The organism is Nevskia sp. (assembly GCF_051860985.1).
Classification (GTDB): Bacteria; Pseudomonadota; Gammaproteobacteria; order Nevskiales; family Nevskiaceae; genus Nevskia.
Map to the genome: position 1 here is coordinate 81,324 of NZ_JBIMKV010000002.1, position 20,944 is coordinate 102,267.

At 67.6% G+C, this 20,944-nt stretch carries 15 protein-coding genes; 13 read left to right on the forward strand and 2 right to left on the reverse strand.

Features of this window, described 5'->3' with window-relative positions:
- Window positions 1–7 precede the first annotated feature (7 nt).
- Window positions 8–613, reverse strand: coding sequence for a molybdenum cofactor guanylyltransferase MobA (gene mobA, locus ACTIGJ_RS02670; protein ID WP_439638733.1), 606 nt, complete (start codon window positions 611–613; stop codon window positions 8–10).
- On the reverse strand, window positions 610–2,214 hold the full coding sequence (nadB, locus tag ACTIGJ_RS02675) for an L-aspartate oxidase (RefSeq protein ID WP_439638734.1): 1,605 nt from the start codon (window positions 2,212–2,214) through the stop codon (window positions 610–612). The genes mobA and nadB overlap by 4 nt, the downstream gene beginning before the upstream one ends.
- Before the next feature lie 114 nt (window positions 2,215–2,328).
- On the opposite strand from nadB, the gene rpoE reads away from it, so the two are divergent.
- The 13 genes from rpoE to era all read left to right on the forward strand — a co-directional run bounded on the left by rpoE (window position 2,329) and on the right by era (window position 20,868).
- On the forward strand, window positions 2,329–2,901 hold the full coding sequence (rpoE, locus tag ACTIGJ_RS02680) for an RNA polymerase sigma factor RpoE (RefSeq protein ID WP_439638735.1): 573 nt from the start codon (window positions 2,329–2,331) through the stop codon (window positions 2,899–2,901).
- Window positions 2,902–3,043: 142 nt separating this feature from the next.
- Entirely contained in the window at window positions 3,044–3,718 is a 675-nt protein-coding gene (locus ACTIGJ_RS02685; RefSeq protein ID WP_439638736.1) for a sigma-E factor negative regulatory protein, read from the forward strand.
- On the forward strand, window positions 3,718–4,812 hold the full coding sequence (locus ACTIGJ_RS02690; protein ID WP_439638737.1) for a MucB/RseB C-terminal domain-containing protein: 1,095 nt from the start codon (window positions 3,718–3,720) through the stop codon (window positions 4,810–4,812). The genes ACTIGJ_RS02685 and ACTIGJ_RS02690 overlap by 1 nt, the downstream gene beginning before the upstream one ends.
- 173 nt (window positions 4,813–4,985) lie before the next feature.
- The gene (locus tag ACTIGJ_RS02695; RefSeq protein ID WP_439638738.1) at window positions 4,986–6,572 is read left to right on the forward strand and encodes a Do family serine endopeptidase; all 1,587 of its coding nucleotides are present in this window, start codon (window positions 4,986–4,988) and stop codon (window positions 6,570–6,572) included.
- Window positions 6,573–6,578: 6 nt separating this feature from the next.
- Window positions 6,579–6,839, forward strand: a complete 261-nt coding sequence (locus tag ACTIGJ_RS02700; protein ID WP_439638739.1) for a glutaredoxin family protein — start codon at window positions 6,579–6,581, stop codon at window positions 6,837–6,839.
- Window positions 6,836–7,765, forward strand: a complete 930-nt coding sequence (locus ACTIGJ_RS02705) for a bestrophin family protein (protein ID WP_439638740.1) — start codon at window positions 6,836–6,838, stop codon at window positions 7,763–7,765. The genes ACTIGJ_RS02700 and ACTIGJ_RS02705 overlap by 4 nt, the downstream gene beginning before the upstream one ends.
- A gap of 351 nt (window positions 7,766–8,116) precedes the next feature.
- Window positions 8,117–11,698 carry an alpha/beta hydrolase fold domain-containing protein gene (locus ACTIGJ_RS02710; protein ID WP_439638741.1) on the forward strand — a complete coding sequence of 1,194 codons (3,582 nt, stop codon included), beginning with the start codon at window positions 8,117–8,119 and terminating at the stop codon, window positions 11,696–11,698.
- A 336-nt stretch (window positions 11,699–12,034) separates the two neighbouring features.
- Entirely contained in the window at window positions 12,035–16,006 is a 3,972-nt protein-coding gene (locus ACTIGJ_RS02715) for a Calx-beta domain-containing protein (RefSeq protein ID WP_439638742.1), read from the forward strand.
- A 110-nt stretch (window positions 16,007–16,116) separates the two neighbouring features.
- Window positions 16,117–17,940, forward strand: a complete 1,824-nt coding sequence (gene lepA / locus ACTIGJ_RS02720) for a translation elongation factor 4 (protein ID WP_439638743.1) — start codon at window positions 16,117–16,119, stop codon at window positions 17,938–17,940.
- Between the two features lie 70 nt (window positions 17,941–18,010).
- Window positions 18,011–18,847, forward strand: a complete 837-nt coding sequence (gene lepB / locus ACTIGJ_RS02725; protein ID WP_439638744.1) for a signal peptidase I — start codon at window positions 18,011–18,013, stop codon at window positions 18,845–18,847.
- A gap of 44 nt (window positions 18,848–18,891) precedes the next feature.
- Complete coding sequence (locus ACTIGJ_RS02730; protein ID WP_439638745.1) at window positions 18,892–19,281, forward strand: DUF4845 domain-containing protein; 390 nt, start codon at window positions 18,892–18,894, stop codon at window positions 19,279–19,281.
- Window positions 19,278–19,991 (forward strand): ribonuclease III, encoded by a 714-nt coding sequence (gene rnc, locus ACTIGJ_RS02735; protein ID WP_439638746.1) that lies wholly within the window; start codon window positions 19,278–19,280, stop codon window positions 19,989–19,991. The genes ACTIGJ_RS02730 and rnc overlap by 4 nt, the downstream gene beginning before the upstream one ends.
- Entirely contained in the window at window positions 19,984–20,868 is an 885-nt protein-coding gene (era, locus tag ACTIGJ_RS02740) for a GTPase Era (protein ID WP_439638747.1), read from the forward strand. Before rnc ends, era begins: the two co-directional genes overlap by 8 nt.
- The last annotated feature ends 76 nt before the right edge of the window (window positions 20,869–20,944 follow it).

A 20,944-nucleotide genomic window follows, 5' to 3' on the forward strand; every position in this document is an offset into this window, starting at 1 on the left:
GCGCGGGTCACTCGGTGATGGTCAGCAGATCGCTCAACCGCAGCTCGGCGTCCTGCCATTCTTCCGGCGTGTTGACGCTCCAGCCCCAGCGCGGCCAGTCGGCGAAGCGGACGCTGACCACCGAATGACGCGCCTGCCACTCGCGCGGCGTGCTGCCGCCGTCGTCGAGATAGCGCGCGAGATCGTCACGCAAGCCGCGTTCGATCAGGCAGCACAGCGGCTGCGGACCGTGGCCATCGTCGACGCAGGCGATCGCCGCGCCGGTGCGCCGGCGCGCTTCGTCGAGGCGCACGACGAGATCGTCCGGCAGCAGCGGCGCATCGCCGGGAACGATCAGCACGCGGTCGCTGCCGGCGGCTTCGAGACCGGCGGCGATGCCGGCCAGCGGGCCGCGGCCGGTGTGGCGGCCGTCGTCGACCACGGCCAGTCCGTAGGCGGCGTACTGCGCGGCATTGCGATTGGCGCTGATCACGAGGCCGGCCACCTGCGGCGCCAGGCGGAGCAGCACCCGTTCGAACAGCAGCTGGCCGGCAAGCGGCTGCAGCGGCTTGTCGACACCGCTCAGCCGCTGCCCGGCGCCGCCGCAGAGGATGACGGCGTCGACGCGGCTCATCGCGCCGGGCTGGCCGGCGTCAGCACCGTCGGCGTCGCCACCGGATCGACCTGCGGGAAATCCAGCGTGTAGTGCAGGCCGCGGCTTTCGCGGCGGGCGAGCGCGGAATCGACGATCAGCTCGGCAACCGTCACCAGGTTGCGCAGCTCGATTAGGTGATGGCTCACCCGGTAGTGCAGGTAGAACTCGATGATCTCGCGCTTCAGCAGCGCCACGCGGTGACGCGCGCGCAGCAGCCGCTTGGAAGTGCGGACGATGCCGACGTAGTCCCACATGAAGGTGCGCAGCTCCAGCCAGTTATGGCTGACCACGACGTCTTCATCGGAATCCGACACCCGCGATTCGTCCCAGGGCGTGAGCGGCGGTGGCGCCGGCATGGCCGGCAGCTCGCGGATCAGGTCGTCGGCGGCGGCATCGGCGAACACCAGGCATTCGAGCAGCGAATTGGACGCCAGCCGGTTGGCGCCGTGCAGGCCGGTGCTGGCGCATTCGCCGGCTGCGTACAGGCCGGCGATGTCGGTGCGGGCGTGGAGATCGGTGACCACGCCGCCGCAGGTGAAATGCGCCGACGGCACCACCGGAATCGGCTGCCGGGTGATGTCCAGTCCCAGCGACAGGCAGTGGGCGTGGATCGAGGGGAAATGCTCGCGGACGAAGTCGGCCGGCTTGTGGCTGATGTCGAGCCAGACATGCTTGACGCCGAGCCGCTTCATCTCGTGGTCGATGGCGCGGGCGACGATGTCGCGCGGCGCCAGCTCGCCGCGGGCATCGAAGCGCGGCATGAAGCGCTCGCCGACCGAGCCGTCCGGATTCGGCACGTGCAGGGTCGCGCCTTCGCCTCTGAGCGCCTCGGAAATCAGGAACGAGCGCGAATCGCCGTGGTACAGCGTCGTTGGATGGAACTGCATGAATTCCATGTTCGCCACCCGGCAGCCGGCGCGCCAGGCCATCGCAATGCCATCACCCGAGGCCCCGAACGGGTTCGACGAATACAGGTAGACCTGGTTGGCGCCGCCGGTGGCCAGGATCACCGCCTTGGCTGCGACGGCCTGGATGCCCTTGCTGCGACGGTCGTACAGGTAGGCGCCCTGCACGCGGCGGGCGGCCTTGTCGACGATCAGATCGACCGCCACCGTACGTTCGCGCACTTCGATCAGCGGATGCGCCTCGGCCAGCGCGGCGAGGGTGGTTTCCACGGCCCGGCCGGTGGCATCGGCCGCGTGCACCACGCGACGGTGGCTGTGGCCGCCCTCGCGGGTCAGGTGCAGTCGCTGGCCCCTGAGTTCGCCATCGGCATGGGTGAACACCACGCCCTGGTCGACCAGCCAGGCGATGCACTCCGGACCGCGTTCGACGGTGAAGCGGACCGCCGCTTCATCACAGAGCCCGGCGCCGGCGATCAAGGTGTCCTGCACGTGCGCCTCGACCGAGTCGTCCTCGTCGAGGACGGCGGAGATGCCGCCCTGCGCCCACAAGGTGGAGCCGCTGGCGAGCGTGCCTTTCGACACCACGCAGACGCGGTGGCCGGCCTTGGCCAGGCGCAGCGCGGCAGACAGTCCGGCGGCGCCACTGCCGAGGATCAGCACATCGGATTCGTTCACGCAGGAATGTCGGGCTTGCTAATATTTCAGGTACGACGACAACCACGAACAGTCGCGGAGTTTAGCCAGAATCCCCGGTGACGCGGGTGCGGCGCCCCCGTCTTCCCAGAGCGCATGAACCCCGACATCACCGACGAAGAACTGGTTGTCCTCGCCCAGAAAGGCGACCGGCGGGCATTCGAGCTGCTGGTCCGCAAGTACCAGCACAAGATCGTGCAGCTGGTCAGTCGTCTCGTCGGCGATGGCGATGCGCCGGACGTCGCCCAGGAAACGCTGATCAAGGCCTGGCGTGCGCTGAAGGGCTTTCAGGGCAACAGCGCGTTCTATACCTGGCTGTACCGGATCGGCATCAACACGGCCAAGAACCATCTGGTGTCGCGCGGCCGCCGGCCGTCGAACCAGGACATCGACATCGTCGATGCCGAGCAATTCGGCCACACCGAACACTTGAGCGACGTCGACACGCCGGAGTCGCTGCTGCTGTCCGACGAGATCAAGCAGAAAGTCGGCGAAGTGATCGCCAAGCTGCCGCCGGACCTGCGTCAGGCAATCGTGCTGCGCGAGCTTGAAGGCCTGAGCTACGAGGAGATCGCCGAAGCGATGGACTGCCCGATCGGTACCGTGCGGTCGCGCATCTTCCGCGCCCGCGAGGCGATCGATGCCGTCGTGAACCCGTTGATGAGTTGAGGGGTCTGAGCGTGAGCAGCGAGCGCGGTCGGACCTGTCGGAATGTTGATGTGTTTTTGCCAGTGAGCGGCCGGAACTTTTCTGTTCAGCCGCGGTTAATGTCCCATGTCGCGGCTTCAGAGCCCGGTTCGGAATGAGCGAAATGTCAGAAGAATTGCTGTCGGCGCTGTTGGACGGTGAGTGCACTCCGGCTGAAGTCGAGGCCGCGTTGGCCGCCATCGAACGCTCGCCCGAGCTGGCGGCGCGCTGGAGCCGGATGTGCCTGACCCGCGACGTGATGGCGGGCCGAACGGTCCGCAAATCGGCGTTGGATCTGACGGCCAGCGTCATGGCGGCGCTCGACGACGAGCCGGCGGTCGCTGCACCGTCCAAGGTGGTGCCGCTGCGGCCCCGAACCGCAGCCCCGGTCGCGACGCCGGTGCCGGCAGCCGCCGTCAGCGCCCGCAGCCTGCGCTGGCAGCGGATGGCGGGCCTCGCGGTCGCCGCGTCGATCACCGCCGTCGTGGCGATCGGTGGCCGCAGCCTGCTTGACCAGCCGGTCGACGCAACGCTTCCCGCCGCGCAGCAGGCGGCAGTGACCGGCAATCTCGTCAAGGTGGGCGCCGACGGCCAGATGAGCGGCGCGGTGCCGGTCGAAGTGGCAAGCGAGGAATCGCCCGCCTGGGACGATCTGGATGCCGACGCCAAGCGACAGCTGACCGACTACCTGATCCAGCATTCGACCCGCGGTGCCGACGCCGGCATGGGCAGTTCGCTGGGTTACCCGCGTCTGGTGGCGCAACAGGCGAGCTATCGGCCGGCTGACGGTAGCCGCTGATGCGTCGCTGGCTGTTTTGTGCAGGCGTCGCCTGCACCTCGCAGGCTGCGCAGGCCACCGCAGCCGATGCCGCTCCCGACGCCGCCGTCGATGCCGGCGCGCTGCTCGTCCAGGCCGCCGAGGCCTCGCGGACCCGCAACTACCAGGGCGTGGTGATCTACCGCGGCGACGAGCGTTTCGAAGTGCTGCGCGTGCAGCACCGCTACAAGGACGACAGCGAACGCGAGCGCATGGTGTCGCTGACCGGCGATCCCCGGCAGCTGCTCAGGATCGACAACCGCCTGATCTCGATCACGCCGAAAGGCCGCTCGATCTCGGCCGAGCGGCCTAGCCTCAAGGGCTTCCTGGCGCAGCTGACGGTCGAGCGCGTCGAACAGCTGAAAGCCCATTACGAATTCCGCAGCGAAGGGGAAGGCCGCATTGCCGGCCGGCCATGCAACGGCGTCTCGGTGCGTCCGAAGGACAAGTACCGGTACGGCTACGAAGTCTGGACCGATCAGGAAACCCGCCTGCCGCTGAAGATCAGCCTGACCGGCCCGCGCCGCGAAGTGCTGGAGCAGGTGATGTTCACCGAAGTGGCCTATCCGAAGTCGATCCCGGACGAAGCCTTCGAAACCGAAGTCGACATCCGCAAGTTCAACCTGATCACCCGCAACCTGCCGAAGCTCGATGACGTCCCTGCGGCCGATCCGCATGGCGAACCGCAGGTGACGCTGGGCAAGCTGCCGCCCGGCTTCAAGGTGGTGATGCACGACGATCGGCTGCTGGCGGACGGCTCCGGCAACGTCGAGCATCTGCTGCTGTCGGACGGCCTGTCGTCGATTTCGGTGTTCTCGACGGTCCGTTCGCAGGAAGCGAAGGGCGTCAACGGTCCGTCGCATATCGGTGCGGTGCAGGCCTACGGCACCGTGGTCGGCTCGTTCCACGTCACCATCGTCGGTGAGGTGCCGGGCGCAGCGATCAAGATGATCGGCGACAACCTGCGGGTGCCGATCCCCGGCCAGGATGGCGCCGCCAGCACGCCGGCCGGCAGCAATGAGCGGCCGCCCGCGCAGGACATCGCGGCTCCGTCGACGGCGGCTACGCCGCGCTGAAACCCGCTTCATGCGTGGCTTTCGGGTCATCCCGGCGGCAATGTCGGCTGACCGGGGGCTGTCTTGCCGCAGCGCGGCGGGCCATGTTCAACTGCCGCGTTCGCCGTGATCCGTCGCTCGCCCCGGTGCGATCGACCCGCCTGCCCCGGTCCGGGCACTCCTGGAGTTGAATGATGCAGATCGTCGCCGGTCGCAAGACCGCCGTGCTGGCGTTGCCCCTGCTGATCGCCGCCGGCCTGCTGGCGGCCTGTTCGTCCGAACGCGCCGCCGGCTTGCCGGAATTGGCGGAACTGGTCGAGAAGGTCAGCCCGACGGTGGTCAACATCAGCGCCGTACCGGTGGACGCCGAAAGCCCGGCGGCCGCCACGCCGGGCAGCGATGGCCGACCGGTGCCGGACTGGCTGAAGAAGTTCCTTGAAGAACATGGCGACGGCGGCCGCAGCGGCGCCGCGCCGGGGGACGGCTCCGGCGGCGGCAATGCCGACGAGCCGTCCCCCGGTGGCGATGACGCCCAGGCGGACGGGGATGGCGACGGCGAAGGCTTCCCCGATGATGGCGCCGGCCCCGGCGGCGAACAGTCGCTCGGCTCCGGCTTCATCCTGTGGTCCGACGGCTACATCGTCACCAATCACCACGTGGTGAAGAACGCCAAGGAAATCGTCGTCCGCCTGTCCGACCGTCGCCAGTTCCCGGCCGAGCTGGTCGGCAGCGACGAGCGCAGCGATCTGGCGCTGCTGAAGATCGACGCCAAGAACCTGCCGGCGGTGAAGCTCGCCAACGTGCAGAAGTCCCGCGTCGGCGACTGGGTACTGGCGATCGGCTCGCCGTTCGGCTTCGACTACACGGTCACCGCCGGCATCATTTCCGCCAAGGGCCGCAATCTGGAAACCGAGCAGTACGTGCCGTTCATCCAGACCGACGCGGCGGTGAACCCCGGCAATTCCGGCGGCCCGCTGTTCAACCTGAAGGGCGAGGTGATCGGCGTCAATTCGCAGATCTACAGCCAGAACGGCGGCTTCCAGGGCGTGGCCTTCGCGATCCCGATCGACGTCGCCGCCAAGGTCGCCAAGTCGCTGAAGGAAACCGGCCGCGTCCGTCGCGGCTGGCTCGGCATCGTCATGCAGGAAGTCGATCGCAAGCTGGCCGCTTCCTTCGGCATGGACAAACCGGGTGGCGCACTGCTGGCCCGGGTGCTGCCGGACAGCCCGGCGCAGCAGTCCGGTCTCAAGGCCGGCGACATCATCGTCAAGTTCAACGACACCGAGATCGCCACCTCGCGCACGCTCAAGCCACTGGTCGGCGACGTCACGCCGGGCGAGACCGTGACCCTGGACGTGCTGCGCGATGGCCGCCGGGTGACGGTGAAGGTGGAGGTCGGCGAGCTGGCCGAGCAGGACCTCGCCGATGGCAGCGGCAGCAGCAGCGAGCGCGCACCGTCAGGCGATCCGAAATCGGCACCGAGCGATCCGGCCGGCCGGCCGCTCGGCGTGGTCGTGCAGACGCTCGGCGATATCGAGCGGCGCGCCGAGAAGGTCGTGTCCGGCGGCGTTCGCGTGGTCGAGGTCGGGCCGGGGCCGGGTCGCGACGCCGGGCTGATCGTCGGCGACGTGATCCTGTCGATCGCCAGCCAGGAGATCGACAGCGCCGATCGCTATGCCCAGGTCGCCGGCCGGCTGACGCCGGGCCAGACGGTGCCGATGCTGGTGCAGCGGCAGGGTGCACCGCTGTTCCTGGCGCTGGGTGTGCCGGCCAAGCCCTGATCCCCGATGGCGGACGCGATGACGCTGACCCTGCTGGGGCGGGATGGCTGCGGGCTGTGCGAGGAATTTCTCGAGGCCTTCGCCGCTGCCTGCCCTGATCTGCTGCCGCGACTGGCGGTGGCTGATGTCGACAGCCGCGCTGGCTGGGCCGGGCGCTGGGGCAAGGTCATCCCGGTGCTGATCGACGACGAGGGCACGCTGCTCTGCGAAACCTTCTTCGACGAGGCGCGGCTGCGGGCGGCGCTGGCTGACGGGACGCCACGATGATCGTTCGCCCGCGTCCGCACTGGTTCCGGATGCTGTTCATCTGGCGTGGCTCGGTGCTGCGCAAGCTGGTGCCGCGGCTGTCGATCATCGGCGGGCTGGCGGTGTTCGCGCAGGTGCTGCACATCTCGGTCGATGCCGCGTGGCTGCACCGCGTCGAGCTGAGTCTGCAGCCGTTCACCTTGCTCGGGCTGGCGCTGGCCATCTTCCTCGGCTTCCGGATCAACGTCAGTCACGAGCGGTACTGGGATGCCCGAAAGTTGTGGGGCACGATCATGAATGCTTCGCGGGCGCTGGCCCGACAGGCGCTCACCCTGACCGAATGGGCGCCGAAATCGCCTGAAGCCCAACGCTTCGTGCGGGCACTGATCGCCCACGCCCATGCCTTCCGGCACCAACTGCGGGGCACCGATGCCACCGACGATCTGCAGCGGTTGCTAGTGCCGGCGGATCTGTCGCGCGCGCTGCCGGCGCGCTGGAAGCCGGTGGTGATCCAGCAGCTGCTAGGTGACCAGCTGCATGCCGCGCGGCGCAGCGGCCAGCTGCCGGACATCCTGTCGGCGTCGATGGAGCAGAGCTTCAATACGCTGGGCGATGCGATCGGCGGCTGCGAGCGCATTGCCGGCACGCCGATCCCGCTGACCTTCTCGGTCATGGTTCACCGCACGATCTACTTCTACTGCACGCTGCTGCCGTTCGCGCTGGTCGGCACCATCGGCTGGTACGCGCCGGTATTCGCCGTGTTCGTCGCCTATACCTTCATGGCGCTCGAAGCGATCGCCGAGGAACTGGAAGCGCCGTTCGGTTTCGACGACAACGACCTTGCGCTGGGCGCGATCTGCGACAACATCGAGGCCTCGCTGCTGGAAATGCTCGGCGAGCCATTGCCGCCGCCGAAGCCGATCCCGGCCGATTTCGTGGTTCATTGAGCGGCGTCCGACGGGGTTCCTCGGTCACCGCTGGCGGCGGCAAACGGCCGTCCATCCAGTGAAATTTCCTTCCGGAACCGCCGCCCTCCGGAAATCGGGGCATGACTTCTTTCCACATTGCGCGGTCTGCGTGATCACGGGCGGAAAACCGCGCGAATTCCGGTTTGCCGTGCTGTCGATGATGAATGAAAGTTCATCTTAAGCTGAGCGGTGTCGCAAGAAACCGAAAAGAAATCATAATCTTGCTAAGATAGATTAATTTTGTTGGCAGTCCGGAAAGGATCTCCGAACGGGTCTGTGATAAGACCACGCTGAACACCTCGCAAGAAGGTGTCCACCACGGGACGAGGCATGACTGATTTGATGCCGCAGCGCGGGCTGCGAGCGCTGCTTTTTGCAGTGGGGTTGATGATCCTGCCGGGCACAAAGGCTGCCGACATGGCGCCGGACCCGATCGTGTTTCCGCCGGTGACCAACGTGGAACGGTCGCGTAACGTCGTCAGCGAGAGCCGGACGATCAGCGGCATCGATGCCCCGGCACCGATCAGCGTGACCGGGGGCGCGTACAGCATCAACGGCGGCGCGTTCACCCGGAACTCGGGCCGGGTGGTCCGGGGGGATATCGTTCGTGTCGGTGTGGTGTCGTCCGATGCTTTCGGCACCTCGGTCAGCGCCAAGCTTCGGGTGGGAACGCCGGCGGCGACGTCGGCATTCAAGGTGACCACCCGCAAGGCGGACACGGTGCCGGACGCCTTCAGCTTCGCACCACGGACCGAAGCGGCGCCGGGCAGCATCCAGGTCAGCGACCCCGCCCTGATCACCGGGCTCGAGGCGGCGGCTGCGATCAGCGTCAGCAGCGGCGGCAGTTACAGCATTGATGGCGGTGCCTTCACATCGGCGGCGGGCACCGTTGGCAACAACGCGCAGGTCCGTGCACGCGGAACCGCGAGCAGCAGCATCAACACCGCGTCCAGCGTCACGGTCACCATCGGCGGGGTCAGCAGCAGTTTCAGGATCACCACGACCAGGACGGCCGACACCACACCCGATCCCTTCAGTTTCCCGCCGAAGATCGACGCACCGCTCGGCAGCCTGCAGACCAGCCAGCCGACGACCATCACCGGCATCAACGCGCCGAGTCCGATTTCCATCGTTGGCGGCTTCTACAGCGTCGACGGCCAGGCGTTCACCGATGCGCCGGGCACCGTGAGCAGCGGTGCGTCGGTCACAGTGCAGGTACTGTCGTCCTTTGGCTATTCGGAATCGCGCGACGCGGTGCTGACCGTCGGCGGCGTTGCCGGTGCCTATCGCGTCACCACCCGGAGCATTACTGCGGACGGCTCGCCCGATCCGTTCAGCTTCCCTCCGCAGACGGATGTCATGACCGGCATGGCTGTCCGCAGCGAGCCGATCGTGGTGACCGGCATCGACATCGCCGTGCCGATCTCGGTCAGTGCCGGGCGCTACCAGATCAACGACGGCGCATTCACGGCGTCGCCGGGCGAAGTTGTCAACGGTGACGTCGTGGTGGCCGAGGTGCTGGCGTCCGAGCAACCGTCGACGGCGGGCAGCGCCACCGTCGCGATCGGCGACAAGCAGGCGGATTTCGTGGTGACCACCAGCGCGCGCGGCTCGACCGGGCAGGCGCCGCTGGCGTTCACGTTCGCCCCGGTGTTCAACGCCGAGCCGGGCAGCGTCAGGACGAGCCGGCCCGCAATGATCACCGGCGTCGCCGCCGGCACCCCGATTTCCGTGGTCGGCGGGCGCTACAGCGTCAACGGCCGTCCGTTCACGGCGGCCGACGGCCTGGTGTCGAGCAACGACAGCGTCGTGGTCGAAGCGGTGGCCAGCGACAGCTTCGCGACGCGCCAGGACGCGGTGCTGACCGTCGGCAGCGGCAGCGCCCCGTTCAGCGTCAGCACCCGTGCAGCGCGGACCACGCCCGACGCGTTTGCGTTCGCGCCGGTCGTCGAGGCCGCCACGGGCAGCGTCCGCAGCAGCGCAGCCGTGACGATCAGCGGCCTCGATGCGCCGGCGGAGATCGCGATCGTCGGTGGTCAGTACAGCATCGGCGGCGCGGGCTTCACCAGCAATCCCGGAAAAATCCGCAACGGGGAGATCGTCCGTATGCGGACGATGGCAGCCAGCGCGGCTGCCACCACGGTGTCGGCGACCCTGACCATCGGCGGCAGCAGTGCCGCGTTCCACGTCACCACTGCCGGTGCGGATGTCACGCCGGCCCGGTTCAGCTCGGTCAGCAACCCGGCCGCCTTCCCGCTGCTGGGGACAGTCAGTCCGTCGGTGACCGTCAGCGGCATCAGCGCGCCGATCGCGGTATCGGTGAGCGGCGGCGAGTACAGCATCAACGGCGGGCCGTTCCTGTCGATGCCGGGGGCGGTCAGCAACGGCGACCGGGTGCGTGTCATGGCGATCCCCGGGGCCAATCGCGGCGACATTGTCACGGCGACGCTGAATCTCGGCGGCCTCACCGGCACCTTCACCGTCACCTCCGATGCGCCGGCCGACGACCTCGCCGACATCTTCGAGTTCAGGGACGTCGTCGTGCCGCGCAATACGATCGTCCAGAGCGAGGCCATCGAGATCCGCGGCATCAATGTCGCCACGCCGATCTCGGTGACCGGCGGCAGCTACAGCATCAACGGCGGCGCATTCCGCAGCGCGGCATCGACGGTGGCCGGCGGGGACCTCGTCAGCGTCAAGGCCACCAGTGCCAGCACCTACGACACCGAAACGCCGCTCACCCTTAACATCGGCAGCCGCAGCACGACGTGGCTGCTGCACACTGTGGCCGACCCGAGCCAGTTGCAGGCGTTCACCCTGGTCAACGCCGAGATGTTTCCCAGCGGCATGGTGCCGGTGGGCCGTGCGCTGACGACGGTGCCGATCATCGTGGCCGGCGCGCCGTCGCCGACGGCGATCAGTGTCACCGGCGGCAGCTACAGCATCAACGGCGGCGCCTTCACAACGTCCCCGGGAACCGTGGTGAGCGGCAATTCGGTGGTCGTGCAGTTCACCGCCGCTGCCAGTTACGACACTGGTAGTTCAGTGACGTTGAGAATCGGCGCACTCAGTTCGACGCTGTCGGTGAACTCCACCATCGATCCGGTCGCGGGCACGCCCACCACGGCCACCGACTGCACCTCGCATGTCTATCGGTCGCTGGAGCCGGTGCCGCTGCGCCTGTTCGTCTGCCGGCCGACGGGCTGGCGCGCCAGCGATCGTCGCTCCGCGCTGATGCACTGGTTCGGCGGCGGCTTCGTGTTCGGCAACATCGACAACTCCGTCGGCGAAGCGCGGTACTGGGCCAGCAGTCACGGCATGGTCGGCATCGCGCCGGACTACCGGGTGAATAATCGTTTCGGCGCCTACGCCTATCTCGCGGCTGATGACGGCCGAGCCGCGCTGCGCTGGGTACAGGCCCACGCCAGCGAACTCGGCATCGACCCCGCGCGGATCGCGCTGTCCGGCTCATCGGCCGGTGGCGGCGTGGCCTTCCTCGCCGGGCTTCGCGACGCGCCGGCAACCGGTGCGGCAGACGACAACCCGCTGCAGCGCGCCGCAGCGATCATCACCCGCGCCGGCGTTCCGGACATCACCACGGTGTCGCATATCCAGCGCTTCGAGGTGGCCGCGCTGTTCGACAACCTCGGCCCGGTGATCTCGCCAAGCGTCAACCTCGACCCCGGCTACCCGCCGGTGCTGATGTTCCAGGGCGATCGGGACACCACCGTGGCGCCGACACCGAGCGTGCAGTTCTGCACCGCGCTGATCCGGCTCGGCATCCGCTGCGACTACCGCAACCAGGCCGGTGCCAGTCACGATCTGTCCGCCACCCCGGGGGCGCTGGACGCGATTCACGAAGAGACCCGCGTCTTTCTGACCAGCCTCGGCCTGCTTCCGGCGATCCGCTGACGGCGGACGGTACCGGCGTCCGCCAGGCCGCCTGACCGTGGCCTCGCGGCCGGCGTGGACGCCTCTTGCGAGCGGCGTTTGTGGTCGCCGTGCGCCCTGGTCTTGCGCGCCGTTCCCTCATTGGGCGCGCCCAGCGCCGCGACGGCTCCGCAGCCGGCCGCGGCTATCGTTGCTCTCCTTGTTTTCGCCGATCAGAAAAACTAACTCGATCAGAGGCTTGTCCGGCGAGATGAGTTCGTTATCGTTTCATTAGATTTGCGCGAGGACAATCGGCACGTTTCCTGTGTTAATCGCAAAAGCTGCCACTCAGAAAGCAGCATGCTCAGGACTGCCGTCATGTTTCAGGGGAAGATCGTGCTGCTGCGGCGGCAGGCGCTGGCCGCTTTGTTTGCCATGCCGCTGCTGTCAGCGGCGGCGGCGCCCAGCATCAGCATCAACGACGTCAGTGTCACCGAAGGCAACAGCGGAACGGTGGTGGCGCGCTTCACGTTCCGCTTGTCGGCACCCGCCAGCGAGACGGTGACGGTGCGTTTCGGCACGGCCAACGGCACGGCCACTGCCGGCAGCGACTACGTCAGCCGGACCGGCACGACGACGTTTGCGCCCGGGGAGACCAGCAAGACGCAGCCGTTCACCGTCAATGGCGATACGGTTGCCGAAGGCGACGAAACCTTCTTCATCAATCTGAGCAGCCCGGTCGGTGCGACGATCGCCAAGGCCCAGGGCATCGCCACCATCGTCAACGATGACGGCGCCGCGCCACCGCCGGACACCACGCCGGATGCCTTCAGCTTCACGCCGGTGACCGATGCGGCGCCCGGCAGCGTGCAGACCAGCAACAGCATCACGGTCAGCGGCATCAATGCGGCCAGCCCGATTTCGGTGGTCGGCGGCAGCTACAGCATCAATAACGGTGCGTTCGTCACCGCGGCCGGCACCGTCACGGCAGGTCAGACGGTGCGCGTGCAGCAGACCGCCGCGTCGTCGGCCAGCACCACGACCACGGCAACGCTGAGCATCGGCGGCGTCAGCGGCGGCTATGCGGTGACCACGGCGGCGTCGACCCAGCCCAGCGTCAGCATCACCGACGCGAGCGCCAGCGAAGGCAACAGCGGCACCAGCGTGGTGCGACTGACCCTGCGGCTGTCGGCGCCATCGAGCCAGGCGGTGACGGTGCGTTTCGCGACCGCCAACGGCACGGCGACCGCCGGCAGCGACTATGTGGCCAGGACCGGTACCACCACATTCGCGCCCGGCGAGACCAGCAAGACGCAGCCCTTCACGATCAATGGTGACACCGTGGTCGAGAATGACGAAACCCTGCTCGTCAACCTCAACACGCCGGTCGGGTTGACGATCGCCAAGGGGCAGGGCGTCATCACGATCGTGAACGATGACGTGCCGCCGCCGGACACGACGCCGGAGCCGTTCGCATTTCCGCCGGTCGTCGATGCGCCGCTGGGCAGCGTGCAGACCAGCGACAGCATCACGATCAGCGGCATCAATGCACCCAGCCCGGTCGCGATCGTCGGCGGTCTGTACAGCATCGACGGCGGCAGCTTCACCGATCGCCCCGGCAGCGTCGTCAACGGCGCCCGCGTCAGCGTGCAGGTGCTGGCGGCCTACGGCTTTTCAGAAACCCGGACGGCCACCCTCAACATCGGCGGCGTATCCGCGCCATACAGCGTCACCACGGTGAGCTTCACGGCCGACGGCACGCCGGACCCGTTCCGGTTCGCACCGGTCGCCGACGCGGCGCCGGGCAGTATCCAGCGCAGTGAGACGATCACGGTCAGCGGCATCAACATCGCCGCGCCGATCACGGCCAGCGGCGGCCGCTACCGGATCAACGACGGCGCCTTCACCAGCGACCCGGGCCAGGTGGTCGACGGCGACCGGGTGACGGCCGAGTTGCAGCTGAGCCAGGCCCCGTCCACGGCCAGCACCGTGACCATCAGCATCGGCGGCGTCAGCGCCGAGTTCACCGCCACCACGGCCGAGCCGGCGAACGTCGACATCGAGCCCGATCCGTTCGCGTTCGCGCCGGTCTTCAATGCCGAGCCTGCCAGCACGCAGCGCAGCCAGCCCATAGCGGTCGGCGGCCTCAGTGGCAGTGCCGCGATTTCCGTGCAGGGCGGGCGTTACAGCGTTGATGGCGGTCCATTCCTGTCGACCGTCGGCAGCGTCACCAACGGCAGCAGCGTCGTCATCGAACAGGCGGCCAGCAACGATTACGCGTCGCGCAGCGAGGCGCTGCTCACCATCGGCAGCGCCAGCGCTGCCTTCGAGGTGACCACCCGCGCCGTCGACACCGAGCCGGATGCCTTCGCCATCGCGCCGGTGATCAATGCCGCACCGGGCAGCGTCGTGATCAGCGCGCCGGTGACGATCCACGGCATCGATGTGCCGGTCGCAATCTCGATCACCGGTGGCGAGTACAGCATCGATAACGCGCCGTTCACCGACCGCGCGGGCGATATCGGCAATGGTCAATCCCTGCGGCTGCGAGTCACGGCGTCGGGCGCCTATGCGAGCACCACGGCGGCAACGCTGACTGTCGGCGGCGCTTCCGCCGTGTTCGATGTGAGCACGCTGAGCGCCGACACCACGCCGGACCCGTTCAGCTTCAGTAGCGTCTCGGCGGCCTTCCCGCTGCTGGCGACGGTCAGCGAGCCGGTGACGGTGCAGGGCATCACCGCGCCGATCACGGCCGCTGTGAGCGGTGGCGAGTACAGCATTAACAATGGGCCGTTCATGACCTTGCCGGGCCCGGTGTCGGCGGGCGACCGGATTCGCCTGCTGGTCATCCCGGGAGCCAATCGCGGTGAGCTCCGCACTGCCACATTGAACCTGGGTGGCGTGACCGGCAGCTTCTCGGTCACCGCGTCGGCGCCGATCGACGACGACCCGGACATCTTCGAGTTCCGCGAGCGCAGCGGCCCGCGCGGAAGCGTGGTCCGCAGCGAAACCATCCTGGTTCGCGGCGTCAATGTCGCCACGCCGATCTCGGTCACCGGCGGCGAGTTCAGCATCAACGGCGGCCCGTTCGGCAGTTCGGCCGCGACGGTGCGCGGCCAGGATCGCGTCACCCTGCAGGCCAGCACCGGCAGCAGCTATGACGCCGAGACCCGCGTCACCGTCAACATCGGCATCCGCAGCACCGTGTGGTCATTGCGGGCGGATCGCGACCCGAGCCGCCTGCAGGCGTTCACGCTGGTCAACGCCTCGATGTTCGCTGGCGGCGCCGTGCCGCCGGGCAGCGTGCTGACCACCGTTCCGATCACCGTCTACAACCCGCCGTCGCCCACCGCGATCAGCATCACCGGCGGTCTCTACAGCATCAACGGCGGGCCGTTCGTGTCGGCGGCGGGGACCGTGGCCAGCGGCGATTCAGTGGTGGTCCAGTTCACGGCAGCGGCCAGTTACGAGACAGCGAAATCGGTGACGCTGAAGATCGGCAGCCTCAGCTCGACGCTGTCGGTCTCCACCACCGTCGACCCGGTGGCCGCCACGCCGACAGCGGCCACCGATTGCAGCGCGCACGTCTACCGCACGCTGGCGCCGGTGCCGTTGCGCCTGTTCGTCTGCAAGCCGGCGGGATGGCGGTCGAGCGATCGCCGGTCGGCGCTGGTGCACTGGTTCGGCGGCGGTTTCCTGTTCGGCAATACCGACAACTCGGTCGGCGAAGCGCGCTACTGGGCGAAGAATCACGGGATGGTCGGCATCGCGCCGGACTACCGCGTCAACGACCGCTTCGGCACCTACTCCTATCTTGCAGCCGATGATGGTCGTGCCGCCTTGCAATGGGTGCAGGCGCATGCCGACGAGCTCGGCATCGATCCTGCGCGCGTCGCGCTGTCGGGTTCCTCGGCCGGCGGCGGCGTGGCGTTCTTCGCCGCGCTACGTGACGCCCCGGTGAGCGGCTCCGCAGCCGACAACCCGCTGCTGCGCCCGGCGGCCATCGTCACCCGCGCCGGCGTGCCGGACATCACCACCGAATCGCATATCCAGGCCTACCGGAACGCCGATCGCTTCGCCGACCTCGGCCCGGTGATCTCGCCGAGCGTCAACCTCGATGCCGGCTTCCCGCCGGTGCTGCTGTTCCACGGCGACCGCGACACGACGGTGGCGCTGACGCCCAGCGTGCACTTCTGCTCGTCGCTGATCCGGCTCGGCATCCGCTGCGAGTACCGCAACCAGGCCGGCATGGGCCACGACCTGTCGAGCGGTGGCACCGGCATCGACGCGATCCGCGAGGAGACGCGGGCCTTCCTGGCCAGCCTCGGCTTGCTGCCGGCGCTGCCGTAGGGGCGACGGGCGGCGCGGACGGCAACGGCGTTCCGTCCCGGGCGATGGGCCGGCAGCCGTGCCGTCCCGTCGTCCCGGTATACTCCGCGCAAATTTTGACCGCCCGCCCCATGTCGCAGCCCGCTCCTCGCGTTCCGCAAGCCCAGATCCGCAACTTTTCGATCATTGCCCACATTGACCACGGCAAATCGACCCTGGCCGACCGGATCATCCAGATCTGCGGCGGGCTCGAAGAGCGCGAGATGCAGGCGCAGGTGCTCGACAACAACCCGATCGAGCGCGAGCGCGGCATCACCATCAAGGCGCAGGCGGTGTCGCTGAACTACCGGGCCAAGGACGGGCTGCTCTACCAGCTGAACTTCATCGATACGCCGGGCCACGTCGATTTCTCCTATGAAGTCAGCCGTTCGCTCGCCGCCTGCGAGGGCGCGCTGCTGGTCGTCGATGCCTCGCAGGGTGTCGAGGCACAGTCGGTCGCCAACTGCTACACGGCGCTGGAGCAGAAGCTGGAAGTGATGCCGATCCTCAACAAGATCGACCTGCAGAACGCCGAGCCGGAGCGCGTCAGCCAGGAGATCGAGGACATCATCGGCATCGAGGCGACCGATGCGCTGCGCATCTCGGCCAAGACCGGCCTCGGTGTCACCGATGTGCTGGAAGCGCTGGTGCAGCGGCTGCCGGCGCCGAAGGGCACGGTCGATGCGCCGCTGCAGGCGCTGATCGTCGATTCCTGGTTCGACCCCTACCTCGGTGTGGTGTCGCTGGTCCGCGTCGTCAACGGCCGCATCCAGAAGGGCCAGAAGATCCGCGTGATCTCCACCGGCAAGGACTACGAAGTGACGATGATGGGCGTGCATTCGCCGAAGCGGGTGCTGCGCGATTCGCTGGAGACCGGCGAGGTCGGCTTCATCGTTGCCGGCATCAAGGACATCTTCGGCGCGCCGGTCGGCGACACGCTGACCGAAGCCAGCCGCGCGTCGGTCGAGCAGCTGCCCGGGTTCCGTCAGGTGCAGCCGCGCGTGTTCGCCGGCATGTTCCCGGTCGACGCCGATGATTTCGAGGACTTCCGTGAGTCGCTGCAGAAGCTGCGCCTGAACGATTCGGCACTGCAGTTCGAGCCGGAGAATTCCTCGGCGCTTGGCTTCGGCTTCCGCATCGGCTTCCTCGGCATGCTGCACATGGAAATCGTGCAGGAGCGGCTGGAGCGCGAGTACAACCTGAACCTGATCACCACAGCGCCGAGCGTGGTCTACGAGATCGAGACTCCGACCGGCGAGACCAAGAAGATCGACAACCCGTCCGACCTGCCCGACGCCGGCGCCTACAAGGACATCCGCGAGCCGATCATCCTGTGCCGCCTGCTGATGCCGCAGACCTATGTCGGCGCGGTGATGCAGCTGTGCATGGAAAAGCGCGGCGTGCAGAAGAACCTGCGCTATCACGGCAACCAGGTGCAGCTGGAGGTCGAGATGCCGCTGGCCGAAGTGGTGCTGGACTTCTTCGACCGGCTGAAATCGGTCAGCCGCGGTTTCGCCAGCTTCGAGTACGAATTCGAGCGCTTCCAGACCGCGCCGCTGGTCAAGCTCGACGTGCTGGTCAACGGCGACAAGGTCGATGCGCTGGCGACCATCGTTCATCGCAACGACGCCGAAACCCGTGGCCGCGATCTCTGCGAGCGGATGAAGGACGTGATCCACCGGCAGATGTTCGATGTCGCCATCCAGGCGGCGATCGGCGCCAAGATCATTGCCCGTTCGACCGTCAAGGCGATCCGCAAGAACGTGCTGGCCAAGTGCTACGGCGGCGACATCAGCCGCAAGAAGAAGCTTCTTGAAAAGCAGAAGGAAGGCAAGAAGCGCATGAAGCAGGTCGGTTCGGTGGAGATCCCGCAGGAGGCCTTCCTGGCCGTGCTGGGTGTCGACCGCCGCAGCTGATGCCGTTCCAACGCTGGGCGCTCGCGGCCAGTCCCAAGCAGTTCACCCGTCCAACGTCCGGTCTCCATTCATGAGCTTCACCGTCCTGTTCAACCTGATTCTCACCGTGGCGACGGTGGTCACCGGCATCATCTGGTCGATCGAGCGCTTCAGCGCCGCGCCGAAGCGCGCCCGGCGCGTCGCCGCCACCGGCATCCCGGAGAAGCAGGGCGCGTTCTCGGAATTCTTCGGCGGCCTGTTCCCGGTGATCGCGGCGGTGTTCGTGATCCGCTCGTTCCTGTACGAGCCGTTCCGGATTCCGTCCGGCTCGATGATCCCGACCCTGCACGTCGGCGACTTCATCCTGGTCAACAAGTTCTCCTACGGGCTGCGCTGCCCGGTCGGCGGCTGCAAGATCGTCGAGCTTGGCGAGCCGAAGCGCGGCGATGTGGTGGTGTTCATCTACCCGAACACCGATGCCTCGGACCCGAACCGGGGCAACGATTTCATCAAGCGGGTGATCGGCACGCCCGGCGACCGCATCCAGTACGCCGGCAAGCGGCTGACGGTGAACGGCGTCGAAGCGCCGATCTCGATGGCGGCGGTGCAGAGCGACGTCGGCTACGGCGATGTCCGCATGCACGAGGACTTCGGCGGCGTGAAGCACGACATCCTGATCAAGCCGGACCGCGTCTCCGATCCGTTCAGCTGCCCGTTCGTGCAGCCCAACGGCGACAACTTCGAGTTCACCGTGCCGCCCGGGCACTATTTCATGATGGGCGACAACCGCGACGGCTCCAACGACAGCCGCTGCTGGGGCACCGTCCCGGAAGCGAACCTGAAAGGGCGCGCCGAGCTGGTCTGGATGAGCTGGGACCATGAACGGGCGCGGCCGGTGCTGTCGCGGATCGGTACCCTGATCCGCTGACCTTCAGGTTCGGCCACTCGAACCGCGGGTCAACGGAGCACCTCATGAAAGCACGCACGTCGCAGCTGGGTCTCGGTTTGTGGAGCGGCCTGTACCTGTTCGGCAGCATCGCCTTCATCGCGCTGTGCGGCATCAAGATCGGCCCGCTGTACCTGAACGAATTCACCGTCAACAAGGCGGTGCGCGATGTCGCCGCACAGGCCTCGGTGGTCGGCAGCGAGGTCGATGTCGCCGCCGTGCGCAGCGCGCTGCAGAAGCGCTGGGACATCGACTACATCGACCAGATCGAGCCGCGCGACATCAAGGTGGTGCGCAACCAGGCCGGTCTGTTCCTGAGCTACGACTACGACGCCGAAGTGCCGCTGTTCGCCAACATCATCGTGGTCGCGCACTTCGCCCATGACGTTCCCCTGCGCGCGGTACCCGGCGGTTGAGCGCGCGCGAGATCGAAGCAGCAGCGCGCGAGCGCCTGCAGCAGGCCGTTGGCTATCGCTTCCGTGATGCCGGCCTGCTGCTGCGGGCGCTGACTCACCGTTCGGCCGGCCACGACAACAACGAGCGTCTCGAATTCCTGGGCGACGCGCTGCTGAACTTCACCGTGGCGGCCGAGATCTTCCGGCTGCGGCCGAAGGCGCCGGAAGGCGACCTGTCGCGGCTGCGGGCCAGCGTGGTACGCGAGGAAACCCTGGCGCTCGCCGCCCGCCGCGTGCCGCTGTCAGAGGCGATGCGCTTCGGCCCCGGCGAGCTGCGCACTGGCGGCCACAAGCGGGCCTCGTCGCTGGCCGACGGTCTGGAAGCGCTGGTTGGTGGTGTCTATCTCGATGGCGGCATCGAGCCGGCGCAGGCGCTGTGCCTGCGGCTGCTGGCGCCGGAACTGGCCAGCCTACCGGAAGTCGGTTCGCTGAAGGATTTCAAGACCCGCCTGCAGGAAGTGCTGCAGGCGCAGTCGCGGCCGCTGCCGGAATACAGTGTGCTCAGCGAGGACGGACCGGCCCATCGCCGCAATTTCAAGGTTCGCTGCCAGCTCGCCGATGTGGCGCTGGCGACGGAAGCGGAAGCACACTCTCGGCGCATTGCCGAGCAACGGGCGGCCAGCATGATGCTGGACGCGATCACCTCAAGCGAGAAAAAGAAGCATGCGTAGCGGAGTCGTGGCCATCGTCGGCCGGCCGAATGTCGGCAAATCCAGTCTTCTCAACGCCCTGGTCGGCCGCAAGGTCTCGATCACGGCACCGAAGCCGCAGACCACCCGGCATCGCATCCAGGGCGTGCTGCACGGCGACGAGGCCCAGGTGGTGTTCGTCGACACGCCGGGCATGCACCGGGCGGCCAAGAAGGCGCTGAACAAGGCGATGAACGACGCCGCCAGCAACAGCCTGCACGAGATCGACCTCGCCTTGTTCGTCATCGAGGCCGGCCGCTGGACCGACGAGGACGACGCGGTGCTGGAGCGCCTGAAGTCGGTCAAGGCGCCGGTGGCGCTGGTCATCAACAAGGTCGACCAGTTCAGCGACAAGAACGCGCTGCTGCCGCTGATGGAGAAGCTCAGCCCCCTGCGCGAATGGGCCTTCGTGATGCCGCTGTCGGCACTCAAGGGCGCCAATGTCAACGTGCTGGCCAAGCAGCTGCTGGCGCGGATGCCGGACGGCCCGCCGCTGTATCCGGAAGGTCAGGTGGTCGGCCATGACCTCGGCTTCACGATCTCCGAGCTGGTGCGCGAAAAGCTGATGCGCTCGCTGGCCCAGGAACTGCCGTACGCGCTGACCGTGGAAACCGAGGCGCTGGAGCAGGAAGGCGCGCTGCTGAAGGCCAGCGCAGTGATCTGGGTCGAGCGCGATGGCCAGAAGAAGATCGTCATCGGCGAGAACGGCGAGATGCTCAAGCGCATCGGCACCGCTGCCCGCCGCGAGCTGGAAACGCTGACCGGCCGCAAGGTGTTCCTGAAGCTCTGGGTCCGGGTCAAGGAAGGCTGGACCGACGATCCGAAGGCGCTGAGCCGCTTTGGCTACGAAGGCGGCTAGTGCAGCACAGACAACGAAGCGTGAGTGAAATGGCGATGGATCGTGATGCGAATCAAGGCGCGATGAGGAGCCATCG

Excerpts from the sequence above, each read along its gene's own strand:
- mobA (WP_439638733.1), bottom strand. The coding sequence starts at position 613 with ATGAGCCGCGTCGACGCCGTCATCCTCTGCGGCGGCGCCGGGCAGCGG.
- rpoE (WP_439638735.1), top strand. The coding sequence starts at position 2,329 with ATGAACCCCGACATCACCGACGAAGAACTGGTTGTCCTCGCCCAGAAA.
- ACTIGJ_RS02685 (WP_439638736.1), top strand. The coding sequence starts at position 3,044 with ATGTCAGAAGAATTGCTGTCGGCGCTGTTGGACGGTGAGTGCACTCCG.
- ACTIGJ_RS02690 (WP_439638737.1), top strand. The coding sequence starts at position 3,718 with ATGCGTCGCTGGCTGTTTTGTGCAGGCGTCGCCTGCACCTCGCAGGCT.
- ACTIGJ_RS02695 (WP_439638738.1), top strand. The coding sequence starts at position 4,986 with ATGCAGATCGTCGCCGGTCGCAAGACCGCCGTGCTGGCGTTGCCCCTG.
- ACTIGJ_RS02700 (WP_439638739.1), top strand. The coding sequence starts at position 6,579 with ATGGCGGACGCGATGACGCTGACCCTGCTGGGGCGGGATGGCTGCGGG.
- ACTIGJ_RS02705 (WP_439638740.1), top strand. The coding sequence starts at position 6,836 with ATGATCGTTCGCCCGCGTCCGCACTGGTTCCGGATGCTGTTCATCTGG.
- ACTIGJ_RS02710 (WP_439638741.1), top strand. The coding sequence starts at position 8,117 with ATGACTGATTTGATGCCGCAGCGCGGGCTGCGAGCGCTGCTTTTTGCA.
- ACTIGJ_RS02715 (WP_439638742.1), top strand. The coding sequence starts at position 12,035 with ATGTTTCAGGGGAAGATCGTGCTGCTGCGGCGGCAGGCGCTGGCCGCT.
- lepA (WP_439638743.1), top strand. The coding sequence starts at position 16,117 with ATGTCGCAGCCCGCTCCTCGCGTTCCGCAAGCCCAGATCCGCAACTTT.
- lepB (WP_439638744.1), top strand. The coding sequence starts at position 18,011 with ATGAGCTTCACCGTCCTGTTCAACCTGATTCTCACCGTGGCGACGGTG.
- ACTIGJ_RS02730 (WP_439638745.1), top strand. The coding sequence starts at position 18,892 with ATGAAAGCACGCACGTCGCAGCTGGGTCTCGGTTTGTGGAGCGGCCTG.
- era (WP_439638747.1), top strand. The coding sequence starts at position 19,984 with ATGCGTAGCGGAGTCGTGGCCATCGTCGGCCGGCCGAATGTCGGCAAA.